This is a genomic window from Alistipes onderdonkii (assembly GCF_025145285.1).
Lineage (GTDB): Bacteria > Bacteroidota > Bacteroidia > Bacteroidales > Rikenellaceae > Alistipes > Alistipes onderdonkii.
The window spans coordinates 3,494,028-3,510,305 of the sequence record NZ_CP102251.1 but is presented as its reverse complement, the minus strand read 5'-3'; the positions used below and the strand labels follow the sequence as shown (position 1 = coordinate 3,510,305).

Here is a 16,278-nt window from a genome sequence, read left to right as displayed (position 1 = left end):
ACCGATCCCCTTTTTGGGAATTTACCGCCCTGCGCGTCAGAGCTCGATGTCCACGTCGAACAGTTCGTGCCACGGAAGCCCCTGCTGGCCGAGCTCGGCCAGGAACGGATCGGGATCGAACTCCTCGACATTGAACACGCCGGCACCGCGCCAGAGCCCCTTGGCCCACATCGACGCGCCCAGCGCCGCCGGTACGCCCGTGGTGAAGCTGACGGCCTGCGTCCCGGTCTCCCGGTAGGCCTGTTCGTGGTCGCAATTGTTATAAATATAATAGGTGCGCTCCTTGCCGTCCTTGATGCCGCGGATACGGCAGCCGATCGAGGTCTGGCCGTGGTAATTGGCGCCCAGCGACTTGGGATCGGGCAGCACCGCCTTGAGGAACTGGATCGGGACGATCTCGACGCCGTTATAGATGATCGGGTCGATACGCGCCATGCCGATGTTCTGGATGACGCGCAGGTGCGTAAGGTATTCCTGGCCGAAGGTCATCCAGAAACGTGCACGCCTAATGGTCGGATAGTTCTTGACCAGCGACTCGAGCTCCTCGTGGTAGATCACATACGACTCGCGCTCGCCGATACCCGGGTAATTGAGCGTACGGTGTATCTCATGCGGCTCGGTGGTAACCCACTCGCCGTTCTCGAAATAACGCCCTTTCTGCGTCACCTCGCGGATGTTGATCTCGGGGTTGAAGTTCGTGGCGAAAGCCATGCCGTGGTTGCCCGCGTTGCAATCCACGATGTCGAGGTAGTGAATCTCGTCGAAATGGTGCTTGGCGGCATAGGCCGTGAAGATGGCTGTCACGCCGGGGTCGAAACCGCAGCCGAGGATCGCCGTGAGCCCGGCGGCCTTGAAACGATCCTGATAGGCCCACTGCCACGAATATTCGAAATGGGCCTCGTCCTTGGGTTCGTAGTTGGCCGTGTCGAGGTAATTGCAGCCGCATTCGAGGCAGGCGTCCATGATGGTCAGATCCTGGTAAGGAAGCGCCACGTTGACGACGATGTCGGGTTTGAAGGCGCGGAACAGCTCGCAGAGCTCCGGCACATTGTCGGCGTCGACCTGGGCGGTCTTCACGCGGTTGCCGCCGATGGCCGCCGCAACGGCATCGCATTTGGATTTGGTTCGGCTGGCCAGCATCACGTCCGAAAAGACGGGATTGGCTGCGATTTTCTGGGTGACGACCGTCCCGACACCTCCGGCACCGATAATTAGCGCTCTACACATAGGTATTGTGGATTTAAAGTTTATTTTTTCGTATTAACGAGTACAAAAATATCGTTTTATTTTGGTAAAACAAAAATATTCTATACATTTGCACCACCAAAACGGAAAGTAATTTCCGATTGGCACACGGAGATTCCGTAGCTCAGCTGGTAGAGCACAACACTTTTAATGTTGGGGTCCTGGGTTCGAGCCCCAGCGGGATCACGGAGAACGGCCGCCTTGAACAAGGCGGCCGTTTTTTCGTGGCTGCAAGCCGCAATTTCCTGCATAATTGATTATTCGCAAGATTGTCGTATCTTTGCGGCACTATCGGACGACAAACCTTTCAATGCCATTGGACAAGGATACCCTTTATTTCATCCGGCTGGTAAGCAGCGGAGCGGGCCTCGGGGCCGCCCCCGTGAGCGATACCGCCGGCACCGCCGTCACGCCGGGATCGTGGGAGCGGATTTACCGCATGGCCGCCGACCACGGGCTGAGCGCCGTCGTGTGGGACGGCATATGCCGGCTGCCCGCAGCACAGCAACCGCCGCGCGAAACCCGCATACGCTGGGCGCTGTCGGCCGAGAAACTGGAGGAAAGGTACCGCCACCAGCAGCAAACGGCCTCAAAACTCGCAGCGCGGTTCTCCGAAGAGGGGCTCCGCATGTTGCTGCTCAAAGGGCTCGGGCTGAGCCGCGACTACCCTATCCCGGAGCACCGGGAATGCGGCGACATCGACATTTACCTCTACGGCCAATCGGACAAGGGCGACCGCATCCTGCATGAGATCGGGGCACACCTCTATTTCGACGTCCCCAAGCATTCGGAATACGTCTGGGACGGGGTGCTGATAGAAAACCACAGGACAATACTCAACGTGCGCCGCAACAGGACGGAGCGGGAGCTGAACGCCCTGTTGGTGCGGTTACTGGAGAAGGACGGCACGCACGGCCTGGCGCCGGGCATACAGACGCCCCCGGCGACGTTCAACGCCATATTCCTGATACGCCACGCCGCCGTGCATTTCCAGAAGGAAGGGATCGTACTGCGGCACCTCTGCGACTGGGCATGTTTCCTGACACGGCATTGGGACGAGATCGACCATGCACTGTTCCGCACGGCGATGGAGGACTACCGCATGGACAGGTTCGCCGACCTGATGACGGCCGCCGCCGTGGAATACCTCGGGGCGGAGGTTCCGGGCCCGGAATGCGAAGCGGGGATGCTCGGACGGTTCATGGAGGAGGTACTCACCCTGTCGCCGATGCCGGACAAGCCCCTGCCGCGCTTGTTCCGCAAACTCTCCGGCCCGTACCGGAACCGCTGGCGGCTGCGCGAAGTGCTCCGGACACCCGTATGGAGATATTATTACGATACGGTGCGCGGCCAGTGGAACGAGAAATTCACGGTATTCAGGTAGCCGCAGGCCGCAGGCGCCGGAATTCCCGGCCGAATCCGTCCCCGGAGAAAGCTGGCCGCGAAAGGACAAAAACAGCTATGATCCGGGAAAATCTTTTGCCGGATATTTTGGATTTAAAAATAAAGAGCTATATTTGCATCGTAAAACGACGCAAGGTATACGCTTTTTAGTGCATATCGGCAAGAAATAAGGACATAAAGAGGCGCAAAACTGGAATATCCAGCCCTTTTTGTGTCCTTTATTGTTTGTTACGCGGGCCGAATGGCCTATTCCCGGCATGGCAGCAGAGTTGTTGGCGGAGCGGGAAAAATTCGTATCTTTGCGTTCGACAGGAAAAAATGCGCAGGCCCTATCGTAGGGATGTACATGAGACAAGAGTCGTATTCCTACACAATTATTTCATCGCTTGACAACCGCACCCATGCGGAGGTGTCCCTAGGGTATGCCCATGGCTGAAAATCCGGAAAACAAACAACGCTGGTACGCATTGCGCGTCACCTACGGTCGCGAGATGCTCGTAAAGGGCTATCTGGACGGCATCGGCGTGGAGAGCTATATCCCGATGCACTTCGCCCGGCGGACATACGGGGAGCGGACGCGCAAGGTCTGGGAGCCGCTCATCCACAACCTGCTGTTCATCTGCACCTCGGCCGTGCGCCTGAAGGAGATCAAGGCCTGCACCACCCTGCCGATCCGCTACATCATGGATCGGGAGACAAAGGCACCGACGGTGATACCGGACAACCAGATGCGGGATTTCATGGCGGTCGTGGCGACACGGAACGAACATGTCGAGATCGTGGCACCGCAGGACGTCGACCTGGCCAGCGGCGATGCCGTCCGCGTGACCGGCGGGGTGTTCGCCGGGATCGAGGGCCGCTACATCCGGCACAAGGGGCACAGCAAGGTCGCCGTGGCGATCAAGGACATAGCCACCGCACTGACGGCTTACGTGCCGCTGAGGTATATCGAAAAAATAAATCAGCAGATCCTTCTTCCCACACATACGCAATCTGCGCAACGTTAATTCGAAAATTAACGCCTCTAAATTTTCGGTTATGAAACAAGTCATGCGGGAGTCTTTGCTCATAAAGCTTCCCGTCATCATCGGAGACCTATTCTTACTGAACCTGTCCTGGATACTGGCGCTCACGCTGTATCCGCAACCGGCCTGTATCACCCGCTCGCTGGAGATATTCGCCTGTCTCAACATCTGCTTCATCCCGGGCCTCTCGTGGTTCGGCGTGATCCTCTCCTCACGGATCGTCCCCTACGAAGAGATCATCCGCCGCGTATTCTACGTCGTACTCTGCCACCTGGGGTTCTTCGTGCTCATCCAGACCGTATGGAGCTACGGGCTGCTGCCGGTGCACCTGATGGGGACGTTCTACATCGTGCTCACCGTACTGCTGATGCTGTGGCGCTACACCTGCCGCATCGTGGTCAAGGTCACGCGCGGACACGGGCGCAACGCCCGCCGCGTGATCATCGTCGGGAGCAAGGACAATGCACAGGAGGTATACCACGAAATGGTCGACAACACCAGCACGGGCTACCGCGTACTCGGTTATTTCAGCAACCACGACGACCACACCCTGCCGGACAACACCCCCTGCCTGGGAAGCGTGGACGAGGCGCTGCCGTGGCTGGAGGCACACCCGGTAAACGAAGTGTACTGCTGCCTCTCGACGGATCGTTACGCGGAAGAGATATTCCCGATCATGGATTTCTGCGAAAACAATTTCGTCCGCTTCTTCTACGTGCCCAACCTGCGCAACTACATGAAGCGCACGATGAACCTCGAACTGCTGGGCAACGTACCGATCCTCTACATCCGCGAGGAGCCGTTGCGGCAGGCGTCGAACCGGTTTATCAAACGGGCATTCGACGTCAGCGTCTCAAGCCTGTTCCTCTGCACGCTGTTCCCCTTCATCTATATTTTCGTGGCCATAGGCACCAAACTGACCTCGCGCGGCCCGGTGCTCTTCCTGCAGGAGCGCAGCGGGGAGAACGGCCAGACGTTCAGGTGCATCAAATTCCGTTCGATGCGCGTCAACGCCGACGCCGACAGGGTGCAGGCGACCCGGGACGACCCGCGCAAGACCCGGTTCGGGGATTTCCTGCGCCGGTCGAGCATCGACGAGCTGCCCCAGTTCATCAACGTGCTCAGGGGCGACATGTCCATCGTGGGGCCGCGGCCGCACATGCTCCAGCACACCGAGCAATACTCGAAACTCATCAACAAATATATGGTTCGCCACCTGATCAAACCCGGCATCACGGGATGGGCCCAGGTGACGGGATACCGCGGCGAGACCCACTCCCTGAGCCAGATGGAAGGCCGCGTACGCCGCGACATCTGGTACCTGGAAAACTGGTCGCTGCTGCTCGACATCCGCATCATCTTCATGACGGTATGGAATGCCCTGCGGCAGGATGAGAACGCATATTAATTTCAGAAACCTATGAAAGGCATCATCTTGGCGGGTGGCAGCGGAACGCGTTTGTACCCGATCACGAAGGGCGTCAGCAAGCAGTTGTTGCCTGTTTACGACAAGCCGATGGTCTACTACCCTTTATCGGCGTTGTTTCTGGCTGGTATCCGCGACATCCTCCTGATCTCTACGCCAGAGGATTTGGGCGGTTTCCGTCGTCTGCTGGGCGACGGCTCCGACTACGGGGTTCGCATCAGCTATGCCGAGCAGCCGTCCCCGGACGGTCTTGCGCAGGCATTCCTTATCGGCGCGGATTTCATCGGCAATGACTCCGTGTGTCTGGTTCTGGGGGACAATATCTTCCACGGCTCGGGTTTCACGGGCCTTCTTCGCGAGGCAGTCCGCACGGCCGAGGAGGATGGCAAGGCTACGGTCTTCGGCTACCGTGTCGAGGATCCCCAGCGCTACGGCGTGGCGGAGTTCGATGCGGCGGGCAACTGCCTGTCGATCGAGGAGAAACCGGCGCACCCGAAATCGAACTACGCAGTGGTGGGCCTGTACTTCTACCCGAACAAGGTCGTGGATGTGGCCAAGGGTATCCGGCCCTCGGCGCGCGGGGAGCTTGAGATCACGAGCGTCAACCAGTCGTTCCTGCAACGCGGCGAGCTGAAGGTGCAGACGCTTCAGCGCGGCTTCGCGTGGCTGGACACGGGCACGCACGACTCGCTGGCCGAGGCCTCGATCTTCGTGGAGGTCATCGAGAAACGTCAGGGCCTCAAGATCGCCTGCCTGGAGGGCATCGCCTACCATAACGGCTGGATCACGGCCGCGAAGCTCCGTGAGCTTGCGCAGCCGATGCTCAGGAACCAGTACGGGCAGTACCTTTTGAAACTCCTCGACGAAACCCGACACTGATACCATGAAAGTCATCCCTACCGAAATAGAAGGTGTTGTTCTCCTCGAACCCGATGTCTTCGGAGACGAGCGGGGCTATTTTTTCGAGAGCTATTCTGAGCAGTCCTTCGACAGGCTCGTACGCCCCGTGCGGTTCGTGCAGGACAACGAGTCGATGTCGAAGTACGGCGTTCTTCGCGGTCTTCACTTCCAGCGGGGAGCGCATGCACAGTCGAAGCTGGTGCGCGTTGTCCGGGGCTGCGTGCTGGACGTCGCGGTGGACATCCGCCGGGGCTCGCCCACGTTCGGGCGACACGTCTCTGTGGAGCTCTCGGGGGATAACAAACGGCAGTTCTTCGTGCCGCGGGGCTTTGCGCACGGCTTCTCGGTGCTGAGCGACGAGGCTGTATTCCAATACAAGTGCGACAACCTCTATGCCCCCGAATCGGAGGGCGCCATTGCATGGAACGACCCGTCGCTGGGCATCGACTGGCGCCTGGCGCCGGGGGATGTCGTCCTCTCGCCCAAGGACAGCGGCCACCCGCGGCTGGCGGAGGCCGCGGAACTGTTCGACTACAATACGGACTACTATGCTTAATATCCTGATTACGGGCGCCCGGGGGCAGCTGGGGAGCTCCTTGCGGCAGCTTGGGAGCGTATCGCCCAACAACTACCTGGCCACCGACGTCGCGGAGCTGGACATCACCGACGCCGGGGCGGTGCTTCAAACGGTCAAGGAACAGCGTATCGACGTGATCGTCAACTGCGCGGCCTACACGAACGTGGAGCGTGCCGAGGAGGACGAGGCAAGGGCCGACCTGCTCAACCACAAGGCCGCGGCATACCTCGCAGCTGCGGCCAAAGAAACGGGTGCGACGCTGATCCACGTCTCGACGGACTACGTCTTCGACGGCACGGCCCATACGCCCTACAGGGAGGATATGGCGACCTCGCCGCTGGGGGCCTACGGGCGTACGAAGCTGGCGGGCGAAGAGGCCGTGAAGGCCTCGGGATGCCGTTACCTGATCCTGCGCACGGCGTGGCTCTATTCGGAGTACGGGAACAACTTTCTGAAGACGATGCTGCGTCTGACCTCGGAGCGCGAGACGCTGCGCGTGGTCTTCGACCAGGTGGGCACTCCGACCTACGCCGGAGACTTGGCGCTTGCGATCTTCTCCCTGATCGAGACGGGGCGCTACGCGGGCAACGAGGGGGTGTACCACTTCACCGACGAGGGCGTGTGCTCGTGGTACGACTTCGCGGTGGAGATCGCCGCGGCCGCGGGTCACGGCACGTGCCGCATCATCCCCTGCCACACGTCGGAATACCCCACGAAGGCCCAGCGCCCGGCCTACTCGGTGCTGGACAAGACCAAATTCAAAGAGACCTTCCAAATGGACATCCCCCACTGGAGGGAGGCTTTGATCTACTGCATGAAACGACTCACAGAAAATAACCCATGAAACGCACTATCCTGATTACGGGCGGAGCGGGCTTTATCGGCTCGCACGTAGTACGCCTGTTCGTGACGAAATACCCGGATTACCGGATCGTGAACCTGGACAAACTGACCTATGCGGGGAACCTCGCCAACCTGCGGGACATCGAGGATTCCCCGAACTACGTGTTCGAGAAGGGGGACATCTGCGACCTGGATATGCTGCGGGCGCTGTTTGGTCAGTATGACATCGACGGGGTCATCCACCTCGCGGCCGAAAGCCATGTCGACCGCTCGATCAGGGATCCGTTCACCTTCGCGCGTACGAACGTCCTGGGCACGCTCTCGCTGCTCGAGGCGGCACGGGAATACTGGAACGGTGATTGGGCAGGCAAGCTGTTCTACCACATCTCCACCGACGAGGTGTACGGGGCGCTGGAGCTGACCCGTCCCGAGGGAGATGCTGCGGGCGGGGAGAGCGGCGGCGGGCCCTTCGGCGAGGAGTTCTTCACCGAAGAGACGAAGTACGCCCCGCACAGCCCCTACTCGGCCTCGAAAGCCTCGTCCGACCACTTCGTGCGGGCCTACCACGACACGTACGGGATGCCGACGCTGGTGACTAACTGCTCGAACAACTACGGGCCCTACCAGTTTCCGGAGAAGCTCATCCCGCTGTTCATCAACAACATCCGCCACCAAAAGCCGCTGCCCGTGTACGGCCGCGGGCAGAACGTGCGCGACTGGCTGTACGTCGAGGATCATGCACGGGCCATCGACGTGATCTTCCACAGGGGCAAGGTCGCCGACACGTACAACATCGGGGGCTTCAACGAATGGAAGAACATCGACCTGATACGGGTGATCGTACGGACGGTGGACAGGCTGCTGGGCAACCCCGAGGGGTCGTCGGAGAAGCTCATCACGTATGTCACCGACCGCGCAGGCCACGATCTGAGGTACGCCATCGACTCGCGCAAACTCAAGCGCGAACTGGGCTGGCAGCCCAGCCTGCAGTTCGAGGAAGGAATCGAAAAAACTGTCCGCTGGTACCTCCAAAACCAATCGTGGATGGACGACATAACCTCAGGCGAATACCAGCAATACTATCAGAGCATGTATAAGGACAGGTAAAAGTGGCTTTTACGGATGTAACGTTCGGCCCGAAATGCAGGAAATCTCCCCAAATAATAAACGAATAGCCAAGAATACGCTTCTGCTCTACTTCCGGATGCTTTTCACCATGGCGGTAAGTCTCTACACTAGCCGAGTGGTATTGAATATTCTGGGAGTCGAAGATTTCGGCATCTACAATGTCGTGGGCGGAATAGTTGCTATGTTCGGATTTATTAACGGCTCCATGGCATCGGCGACACAACGATACCTGACATTCGAATTAGGCCAAGACAACAGAAATCAATTAGCAAAAGTTTTCGCCACCAGTCTTTCAATACATGCCATTATATCTTTTTTCATTGTATTATTAGCAGAAACGATCGGACTTTGGTTTTTATGGAATAAAATGCAAATACCGGCCGACCGCATGAATGCCGCATTCTGGGTATTCCAGTGCTCGGTAGCGGCATCGGTTATTATGATTATGAGTGTACCCTATAATGCGGCTATCATCGCCCATGAAAAAATGAGTGCATTCGCCTATATTTCAATCATAGAGGTCTCTTTGAAATTACTGGTCGTTTATTTTCTTCAATATTTTCATGTCGATAAGCTGATATTGTATGCCGTATTAATCGTTATTGTCCAGTTCATTATCCGTCTATGTTACAGTTGGTATTGCAACAGGCATTTCAAAGAGACAAAATATCGTTGGATATGGGATAAAACGCTGTTCTGCGAAATGACAGGATTTGCCGGTTGGAATCTTTTCGGCAACCTCGCAGCTATCACATTTACACAAGGACTCAATCTTCTGTTAAATATGTTTTTCGGTCCGGTTGTCAATGCGGCCAGAGGTATCGCCGTGCAGGCCCAAACCGCCATCGGTCAATTCAGCAACAACTTCCAAACAGCCCTCAACCCACAAATAACCAAATCATATGCAACCGGAGACCGGGAATATATGCACAGCCTGATTTTCCGGAGTGCCAAATTTTCATTTTTTCTCCTGCTGTTCCTGTCATTGCCGATCCTCATTGAAACCAAGGCGATATTGACGCTCTGGCTGAAAATCGTCCCTGACCACACAGTCGTATTCCTAAGAATCATGCTATGCACAACATGGGTGTATGCGATCTCCAATCCGTTGATTACAGCAGCTTCGGCCACAGGTAAGATCAAACTCTACCAAAGTGTCGTCGGAGGTTTATTATTACTGATCCTGCCGATCTCTTATCTTTGTTTACGGTTGGGACTTCCCGCATACAGTGTCCTTATCGTGCATCTAGGCATGGAGATCACAGCGCAATTCGCCCGGCTGTGGATGCTGCGGCGAATGATTCGGTTGTCGTTGCGGGAATATTTCACCAAAGTGATCTGGCGTATATCCAAAGTTACGATAATTGCGCTTGCAGCGCCTCTGGCCGTTGCATACTGGCTGCCGGGAGAAGGAATATGGAACCTTCTGACGATCTGCCTGATTTGCGCCATATCGACAAGTATGTCCGTTTACTGGTTCGGACTTACATCCGGAGAGAAAATATATATATCCTCGAGAATCTCATCTATCGTATCAAAATTCAGAAAATGATTTCCATTACTTCAAAGGAAATGTGCTGCGGCTGTGCAGCATGCGAACAGCGGTGTCCCAAGTCCTGTATTGTGATGCGCGAAGATGAGGAAGGGTTTCTTTATCCGCAAACAGACATGTCAAAATGTATAGATTGCGGCTTGTGCGAAAAAGTCTGTCCGGTACTCAATCAGGGCGAAAAGAGAAAGCCGCTCTATGTATATGCCGCAAAAAATAAAAATCCTCAAATTCAGCTATACAGTTCTTCAGGAGGTGTTTTTACCCATATTGCAGAACAGATTATTCAGAATAACGGTGTGGTTTTCGGAGCTCGTTTCGACGAGAATTGGGCTGTTAAACACGACTACACCGAAACACTCGAGGGACTCGCAGCCATGCGAGGCAGTAAATATGTACAAAGCCGAATAGGCAGTACTTACCAGCAGGCAAAAGATTTTTTGGAAGCCGGACGTTTAGTGCTCTTTTCGGGCACTCCCTGTCAAATAAGAGGTTTAAAGCTTTTTTTGGCAAAAGAATATGAAAATCTATTGACCGTAGATTTAGTTTGCCACGGTGTTCCCAGCCCCGAAATCTGGCGACAATATTTACATGAAATAATAGCGACGGGGGGGGGGCCGACATACAAATTCCGAGTTGCGGACCACATCCCAAATTACGGGTATCAATTTCAGGGACAAGACGACCGGATGGCAAAGCTACAGTTTGCGGTTCACACTCCGCAGAGAGACCGGGTTCGGTCTTCCGGAGACGGCAGACATATCCAGAATACACTATAAGGATCCATTCTTTTACTGCTTCCTGTCGCATGTGATGGAAAGATATTCATGCTACGCCTGTCCGGCAAAAGAACTGAAAAGCGGCAGTGACATCACCCTCGGCGATTTTTGGGGATTTCGCGGCACCAAAGACTTTCCGGATGACAACAACGGTATAAGTCTGTTGCTGATTAATACTGATCAAGGCAACAAATATATTACCGGCACATTACGTTCGGAGCAATCCTATGAAAAAGTCATCAAACAAAATCCGATGATCACCGCCAGTCTTATCAAGGATCCGAGAAGAGATACTTTTTATAAGGCGGTTGCAAAGTCTTCGCTGCACCGGCAGAGCAAAAAACTGAGGCTAATAAACAAAATCAAAAGATATGCGAATCGGCTTGCTGACATTACCCTTGGAAACGGGATACGGTAGCATATTGCAGGCATATGCGCTGAAAACGGTACTGACGCGGCAAGGGCACGAAGTCATACTCATTCGCCGTCTCGTTAAAAAAAAGCGGTTCGACGGCTGGAACATCTTGAAACGAAGCGTCAAGAAATACATATTCAGGAAACCGGCCTGTGTTTTCTACGATAAGAAAGTCTACGACGAATACCCCGTAATTACCCAGCACACGCAACCATTCATCGACAAATGGCTGCAACCCTTTTCACCGGTCTATTATAACAGCAGAGCATACGAGGACATCCGCGATTTAAAATGCGACGCCTACATCGTAGGTTCCGATCAGGTATGGCGCAAAGGGTGTATGGAGGAGATCAAAGATTATTACTTCTCCCCGATCGACGGCCGTACAGCGAAACTAATTGCTTACGCGGCGTCATTCGGTATCGACGAATGGACATATTCGAAGAAAGAGACCCGATTCTGCACCCGGAAGCTAAAGGAGTTCACCGCAGTCAGCGTACGGGAAGATTCCGGTGTGGAATTATGCAAAAGGCATCTCAACCATACCGCTGAACATGTTTTAGATCCGACAATACTTCTGTCACCTGCGGACTATCGAAAACTCATCGGCGAAGAAGGGGCCGAAAAGTACACAAACAAAATAACGGCTTTCATATTAGACCGTTCCGAGGACAAACTGGCGGCACTGGAAAAAGTTTCGAAGGTCTTAGCCATGGACTACAACTTTGCAGCGACGGAAACCGAAGACAGACTGGCCCCTCTCGAAAAAAGAATAGCGCCATCCGTAGCGGACTGGCTGAAGGCGATGTATTATGCCGATTTTATTTTCACGGACTCCTTTCACGGCTGCGTTTTCTCCATTCTGTTCAACAAACCGTTCGTATTATATGTCAACAGAAACAGAGGCGTCGCACGATTCGATTCGCTGTTGAAGCTGTTCAAAATAGAGAACAGAACCCTATCCGATTCAAACGAGTTGGAGAGTTGCCGCATAAGACAATCCATAGACTGGAAGCCTATAAATGCGAAACTGGAAGAAATGCGTTCGAAATCCATGCGTTTCCTCGAAAATGCGCTTACCGCAAAAGACGAACAATAAAATCCGACTGATGAATATAACCTTCCTGCTACGTTTGTGGCCCGTATACGGCGGCGGAGAAACCGTAACGATCTGCCTTGCCAACGAAATGATAAAACGAGGGTGGAATGTATCTGTTCTCTATTTCAAAAATAACACACGCCCCGACTTGCCTTTCATCGATCCCGCCGTAAAGGCCGTTCAAATACCCGATATCCGCTGCGACGAGTTTACGACTCGCTTTCCCGATGCCGACAAAGTAACCAGCTATCTGAAAGAATATATTCAGGAAAACGACATCCATTATCTTATCAATCAATGGTGGCCGGTCGAATATATCCGTGGAATAAGGGGACGGTATAAGACAAAGATCGTCACATGTCTCCATCAGGCGCTTTATACCCCAATGATCGAGGGAACGGGGATAAACGGATTTCTGAAAAAAAGATGCACTTCGCTGTATAAATTCTGGAAAAAGAGACATAGTTGCAGGCAGGTGACAAGATTCCTTCCGCATACGGATAAATATATTTTCCTGTCTCCGGCCTTTCAACATCAGTACGAGCAATTTGCCAACCATAAAAATACGAATCGACAATTGGGTGCCATCCCCAATCCGCTGGTTTACCCGAACGAAATACGGCCGGAAGATTTGCAGTCGAAAGAGAAGACCGTTCTTCTCGTAGGCCGGATGGTGGAAATCCAGAAACGCATAACGCGGGCGATCAAAATATGGAGCGCCATCGAAAACGATCCCCGCTTGGACGAGTGGAATTTCCGAATTGTCGGTGAAGGACCGGATTTGGCCATGTATAAACAACTGGCGCAGACATTAGGATTAAAGAGAATTTCGTTCGAAGGCTTCCGAAATCCGCAGCCCTATTACAAGCAGGCCGCCATTTTCATGATGACCTCCGCCTTCGAAGGGTTTCCTATGACATTGGTCGAAGCACAACAATGCGGTGTTGTTCCGGTTGTAATGGATTCCTACCTGTCGCTGCACGACATCGTCGAAACCGGATACAACGGCATCATCGTTTCCAATGAAGACCTTACGGGTTATGTAAACAAAATAAAAGAGCTGATGACAGACACCTCCCTTCGGGAAAAACTGGCAATGAACGGCCTGCACTCCTGCCGCAGGTTCTGCGTAGAAGAGATTGTCAACAATTGGGAAGAACTGTTCAACGACCTAAGTGCAAACCGCCGATGATTTCGAATGTCAACAAACTTATAATCTGGATATTGCTTTTTTCATGCTGCTGGGGATTACTCACTCCTCAGTTTGTTTTGCTTCCGGTGATTCTGGCGCTGTTCTATATGATGAAAACCATTCTGGAAAGACAATCCGGAATGTTTAAGAAACACCTGATCGCATACTTCATCTTTTTCATAATCAGCGGATTCTCAAGCTTATATTACGAGCAGCAAAGCCTATTCAAAACATTCAGCTCGATTGCCTGCCTGCAATTTTTCACAATTCTGTCTTATTTTGTTTTCCTATCCGGCAAATACTCTATAAAAGACATAGAAAAGGCAATGGTGATCGCCTACGTTATTTTCTTATGTTGTTTTACAATCCAACTGATATCTCCCGATGAAATATTCAATCTGGCAACGGACTATATGGATATCGGACGATTTACCATGTACGGACAACTGATCGCCTATATCTGTCTATTCTATTTTTACGGGAAATATTTATTTTCAGGCAAGACCAAATACCTGCTATACATACTGCCTGCGTTCTTCGTCCTTTTTATAGCAGGATTCAGGACCCAGATAGCTGCCATATTATTGGCATTGGGCCTGTTTACCTACTCGGTAAAGAAAATCGCGAGTATAAAATATATGCTTCTGTTCCTTATTGTCATAGGTGTTCTCTACCAAACTTCGGTCGTTCAGAACTCCATAAACAACATGATGAAACGGCAGGAAGCTGGTGACACATTTGCCAACGAAGATTATATACGGGTCATCCAATTCAACTATTTTACAAAAGAGCATTTCAAATCCCCCGTCGAATATATATTGGGAAGCGGAATCCCCAATCCCAGAACGAAATACGGTCAGCCGTTCTATACTGTCGATCTTACATTAGGTCCTTATAACGGCTGGCAGGACTGGGGTATCGTCGGACTGAGCTGGATGATCGGAATTCCAGCCGTATTGGCCCTTCTCTTCCCCGTCTTTCGAATCATCAGAAGAAAATGCGACGACAAAATTCTCTTTTTGAAATTCTTCTATATTTTTCTGCTGCTGTCAAGTTTCACTACCATAGAATTCTACAGAGTCGGTTCCTTCTTTTTCCACGGGTTGTTATTTTATCTGTACGAACTATACCATAGACACTCTAAACATGATAACATCGGACACACTCAAAAGGTATTGGGTCAAACTCGCCGTGTTGTTAATAGCTGACGGAGAGAAAAAAGCACAATGGCTGAAAAAGCACCGCATATTCCATCATATCGGAGAAAACTGCAGCTTCAAAACGAATATTCTTCCGGCGGAACCGTTTCTTGTCTGCCTGCACGATAACGTACGCATCGCCGCCGGCTGCAGACTAATCACCCACAGCATGACATGCAGCGTATTCAACAGAGCCACCGGCTCCAATCGCTTTTATTGTCAATACGGCAAAATAGAAATCCATAGTAATGTTTTCGTGGGGGGGGGAAGTACCATCATGTACGGTGTGACCATCGGTGAAAATTCGATCGTCGCGGCCGGCTCCGTCGTTACAAAGGACGTACCCGCCGGCAGTGTAGTGGGAGGCGTCCCGGCTAAGATCATAGGCACATTCGAAGAATCCATGAAAAAAGCGGAATCGTTCAGCAGCAATTTCAGAGGCAAAACTACGGATTATTCCGTTGCTGCTCTTTTGAAAATAAAACCCGTTCAGTTCGATATCGACAAACAATGAAAACAATTTGCTATATAATCCCCTATTTCGGGAAATTACCGAAAAATTTTGCACTTTATCTATTAGGCTGTGCACAAAATCCGACTATAGATTGGAAAATACTGACCGACGACAGAACGCCTTATGAATTTCCAACGAACGTACACGTCAAATACTGTAACTACGAAGAGGTCAAACAACGGATAAAGGCTTGGTTCGATTTTGAAACCGTGATTGACAGGCCGTGGCGATTATCGCTTTTCAAGCCGGCATATGGAGAAATCTTCGCAGAAGAACTTTCCGGATATGATTTCTGGGGACATTGCGACATTGATCTGATGTGGGGAAATATACGGACATTTTATTCGGAAAACAACCTGAATAAATATGAGCGGCTCGGCTTTTTGGGGCATTCCACACTGTATAAGAACACGCCGGAAGTAAACGCCCGTTACAAGCGGATCGTCCCCGGAGAAATCAATTACAAAGACGTATTCAGCGGCAGAAGCAGCTATAGCTTCGATGAAAACGGGATGGATGCGATTTACCGGTATCTGAACATTCCGTATTTCGACGAAGTAGTCTTCGCAGATCTGGAAAAATATGAACCGGGATTCGTTCTAGGCCATTTCCCCGCTTCGGAAAAGGATAAAAACAAATATCAAATATTCACATGGGAAAACGGCAGGTTATATAGAAACTATCTGCAAAAAGACGGAATTCACCGCGATGAATTTCTGTATATCCATTTTTTCTGCCGTCCCATGAAATACGTCGCCGACCGTTTGTCCGCAAACACGACATATTACATGTATCCCGATGTCATGACAGACAAGCCGATCGGAGTAAGTGCGGAAAGTTTGAAAAAATACGGCACCCGCAACAGCATCGCCTTCTTAGCAAACAGCATATGGGCAAATCGACACAAAATAACATGGCAGCGAATCCGGAACAATTTCCGCACCTTTTTGAATTATAAACGTCACAGCAACGAATAACAGCAC

General features: G+C 52.5%; 14 protein-coding genes, 1 tRNA gene and 1 pseudogene. 15 read left to right on the top strand and 1 reads right to left on the bottom strand.

The annotated features are described in order from the left end of the window. Positions 1 to 36: 36 nt before the first annotated feature. Positions 37 to 1,227: a saccharopine dehydrogenase family protein gene (locus NQ559_RS14545; RefSeq protein ID WP_022333137.1), complete on the bottom strand. Its 1,191-nt coding sequence runs from the start codon at positions 1,225 to 1,227 to the stop codon at positions 37 to 39. Between the two features lie 131 nt (positions 1,228 to 1,358). On the opposite strand from NQ559_RS14545, the gene NQ559_RS14540 reads away from it, so the two are divergent. From NQ559_RS14540 to NQ559_RS14465, 15 genes and pseudogenes are all read left to right on the top strand, one after another. Beyond that, positions 1,359 to 1,431 (top strand) — tRNA-Lys (locus NQ559_RS14540). Positions 1,432 to 1,555: 124 nt separating this feature from the next. Beyond that, positions 1,556 to 2,629, top strand: a complete 1,074-nt coding sequence (locus NQ559_RS14535; RefSeq protein WP_026318399.1) for a nucleotidyltransferase domain-containing protein — start codon at positions 1,556 to 1,558, stop codon at positions 2,627 to 2,629. A gap of 448 nt (positions 2,630 to 3,077) precedes the next feature. Beyond that, positions 3,078 to 3,656, top strand: a complete 579-nt coding sequence (locus NQ559_RS14530) for a UpxY family transcription antiterminator (protein ID WP_033395228.1) — start codon at positions 3,078 to 3,080, stop codon at positions 3,654 to 3,656. A 31-nt stretch (positions 3,657 to 3,687) separates the two neighbouring features. Next, positions 3,688 to 5,082: an undecaprenyl-phosphate glucose phosphotransferase gene (locus NQ559_RS14525; protein ID WP_018696083.1), complete on the top strand. Its 1,395-nt coding sequence runs from the start codon at positions 3,688 to 3,690 to the stop codon at positions 5,080 to 5,082. Positions 5,083 to 5,094: 12 nt separating this feature from the next. After that, positions 5,095 to 5,979, top strand: a complete 885-nt coding sequence (rfbA, locus tag NQ559_RS14520; protein ID WP_018696084.1) for a glucose-1-phosphate thymidylyltransferase RfbA — start codon at positions 5,095 to 5,097, stop codon at positions 5,977 to 5,979. Between the two features lie 4 nt (positions 5,980 to 5,983). After that, entirely contained in the window at positions 5,984 to 6,556 is a 573-nt protein-coding gene (gene rfbC, locus NQ559_RS14515; protein ID WP_018695456.1) for a dTDP-4-dehydrorhamnose 3,5-epimerase, read from the top strand. Further along, positions 6,549 to 7,421 (top strand): dTDP-4-dehydrorhamnose reductase, encoded by an 873-nt coding sequence (gene rfbD, locus NQ559_RS14510; protein ID WP_018695455.1) that lies wholly within the window; start codon positions 6,549 to 6,551, stop codon positions 7,419 to 7,421. The genes rfbC and rfbD overlap by 8 nt, the downstream gene beginning before the upstream one ends. Beyond that, positions 7,418 to 8,527 (top strand): dTDP-glucose 4,6-dehydratase, encoded by a 1,110-nt coding sequence (gene rfbB, locus NQ559_RS14505; RefSeq protein ID WP_018697450.1) that lies wholly within the window; start codon positions 7,418 to 7,420, stop codon positions 8,525 to 8,527. Before rfbD ends, rfbB begins: the two co-directional genes overlap by 4 nt. Before the next feature lie 34 nt (positions 8,528 to 8,561). After that, positions 8,562 to 10,100, top strand: coding sequence for an MATE family efflux transporter (locus tag NQ559_RS14500; protein ID WP_018697449.1), 1,539 nt, complete (start codon positions 8,562 to 8,564; stop codon positions 10,098 to 10,100). After that, positions 10,097 to 11,294 (top strand): annotated as a pseudogene (locus tag NQ559_RS14495) (Coenzyme F420 hydrogenase/dehydrogenase, beta subunit C-terminal domain). The gene NQ559_RS14500 and the pseudogene NQ559_RS14495 overlap by 4 nt, the downstream one beginning before the upstream one ends. Then, complete coding sequence (locus tag NQ559_RS14485) at positions 11,248 to 12,390, top strand: polysaccharide pyruvyl transferase family protein (protein WP_026318667.1); 1,143 nt, start codon at positions 11,248 to 11,250, stop codon at positions 12,388 to 12,390. Before NQ559_RS14495 ends, NQ559_RS14485 begins: the two are co-directional and overlap by 47 nt. A 10-nt stretch (positions 12,391 to 12,400) precedes the next feature. Further along, positions 12,401 to 13,582 carry a glycosyltransferase gene (locus NQ559_RS14480; protein WP_018697445.1) on the top strand — a complete coding sequence of 394 codons (1,182 nt, stop codon included), beginning with the start codon at positions 12,401 to 12,403 and terminating at the stop codon, positions 13,580 to 13,582. Between the two features lie 107 nt (positions 13,583 to 13,689). Further along, complete coding sequence (locus NQ559_RS14475; protein ID WP_211210448.1) at positions 13,690 to 14,790, top strand: hypothetical protein; 1,101 nt, start codon at positions 13,690 to 13,692, stop codon at positions 14,788 to 14,790. Continuing rightward, complete coding sequence (locus NQ559_RS14470) at positions 14,729 to 15,295, top strand: acyltransferase (RefSeq protein WP_033395448.1); 567 nt, start codon at positions 14,729 to 14,731, stop codon at positions 15,293 to 15,295. The genes NQ559_RS14475 and NQ559_RS14470 overlap by 62 nt, the downstream gene beginning before the upstream one ends. Then, the gene (locus tag NQ559_RS14465) at positions 15,292 to 16,272 is read left to right on the top strand and encodes a DUF6625 family protein (RefSeq protein WP_018697442.1); all 981 of its coding nucleotides are present in this window, start codon (positions 15,292 to 15,294) and stop codon (positions 16,270 to 16,272) included. The genes NQ559_RS14470 and NQ559_RS14465 overlap by 4 nt, the downstream gene beginning before the upstream one ends. Positions 16,273 to 16,278: the final 6 nt, after the last annotated feature.

What these genes read in the sequence shown, in the direction of transcription:
- NQ559_RS14545 (WP_022333137.1), bottom strand. Translation starts at nt 1,227, where the DNA reads ATGTGTAGAGCGCTAATTATCGGTGCCGGAGGTGTCGGGACGGTCGTC.
- NQ559_RS14535 (WP_026318399.1), top strand. Translation starts at nt 1,556, where the DNA reads ATGCCATTGGACAAGGATACCCTTTATTTCATCCGGCTGGTAAGCAGC.
- NQ559_RS14530 (WP_033395228.1), top strand. Translation starts at nt 3,078, where the DNA reads ATGGCTGAAAATCCGGAAAACAAACAACGCTGGTACGCATTGCGCGTC.
- NQ559_RS14525 (WP_018696083.1), top strand. Translation starts at nt 3,688, where the DNA reads ATGAAACAAGTCATGCGGGAGTCTTTGCTCATAAAGCTTCCCGTCATC.
- rfbA (WP_018696084.1), top strand. Translation starts at nt 5,095, where the DNA reads ATGAAAGGCATCATCTTGGCGGGTGGCAGCGGAACGCGTTTGTACCCG.
- rfbC (WP_018695456.1), top strand. Translation starts at nt 5,984, where the DNA reads ATGAAAGTCATCCCTACCGAAATAGAAGGTGTTGTTCTCCTCGAACCC.
- rfbD (WP_018695455.1), top strand. Translation starts at nt 6,549, where the DNA reads ATGCTTAATATCCTGATTACGGGCGCCCGGGGGCAGCTGGGGAGCTCC.
- rfbB (WP_018697450.1), top strand. Translation starts at nt 7,418, where the DNA reads ATGAAACGCACTATCCTGATTACGGGCGGAGCGGGCTTTATCGGCTCG.
- NQ559_RS14500 (WP_018697449.1), top strand. Translation starts at nt 8,562, where the DNA reads ATGCAGGAAATCTCCCCAAATAATAAACGAATAGCCAAGAATACGCTT.
- NQ559_RS14485 (WP_026318667.1), top strand. Translation starts at nt 11,248, where the DNA reads ATGCGAATCGGCTTGCTGACATTACCCTTGGAAACGGGATACGGTAGC.
- NQ559_RS14480 (WP_018697445.1), top strand. Translation starts at nt 12,401, where the DNA reads ATGAATATAACCTTCCTGCTACGTTTGTGGCCCGTATACGGCGGCGGA.
- NQ559_RS14475 (WP_211210448.1), top strand. Translation starts at nt 13,690, where the DNA reads ATGATGAAAACCATTCTGGAAAGACAATCCGGAATGTTTAAGAAACAC.
- NQ559_RS14470 (WP_033395448.1), top strand. Translation starts at nt 14,729, where the DNA reads ATGATAACATCGGACACACTCAAAAGGTATTGGGTCAAACTCGCCGTG.
- NQ559_RS14465 (WP_018697442.1), top strand. Translation starts at nt 15,292, where the DNA reads ATGAAAACAATTTGCTATATAATCCCCTATTTCGGGAAATTACCGAAA.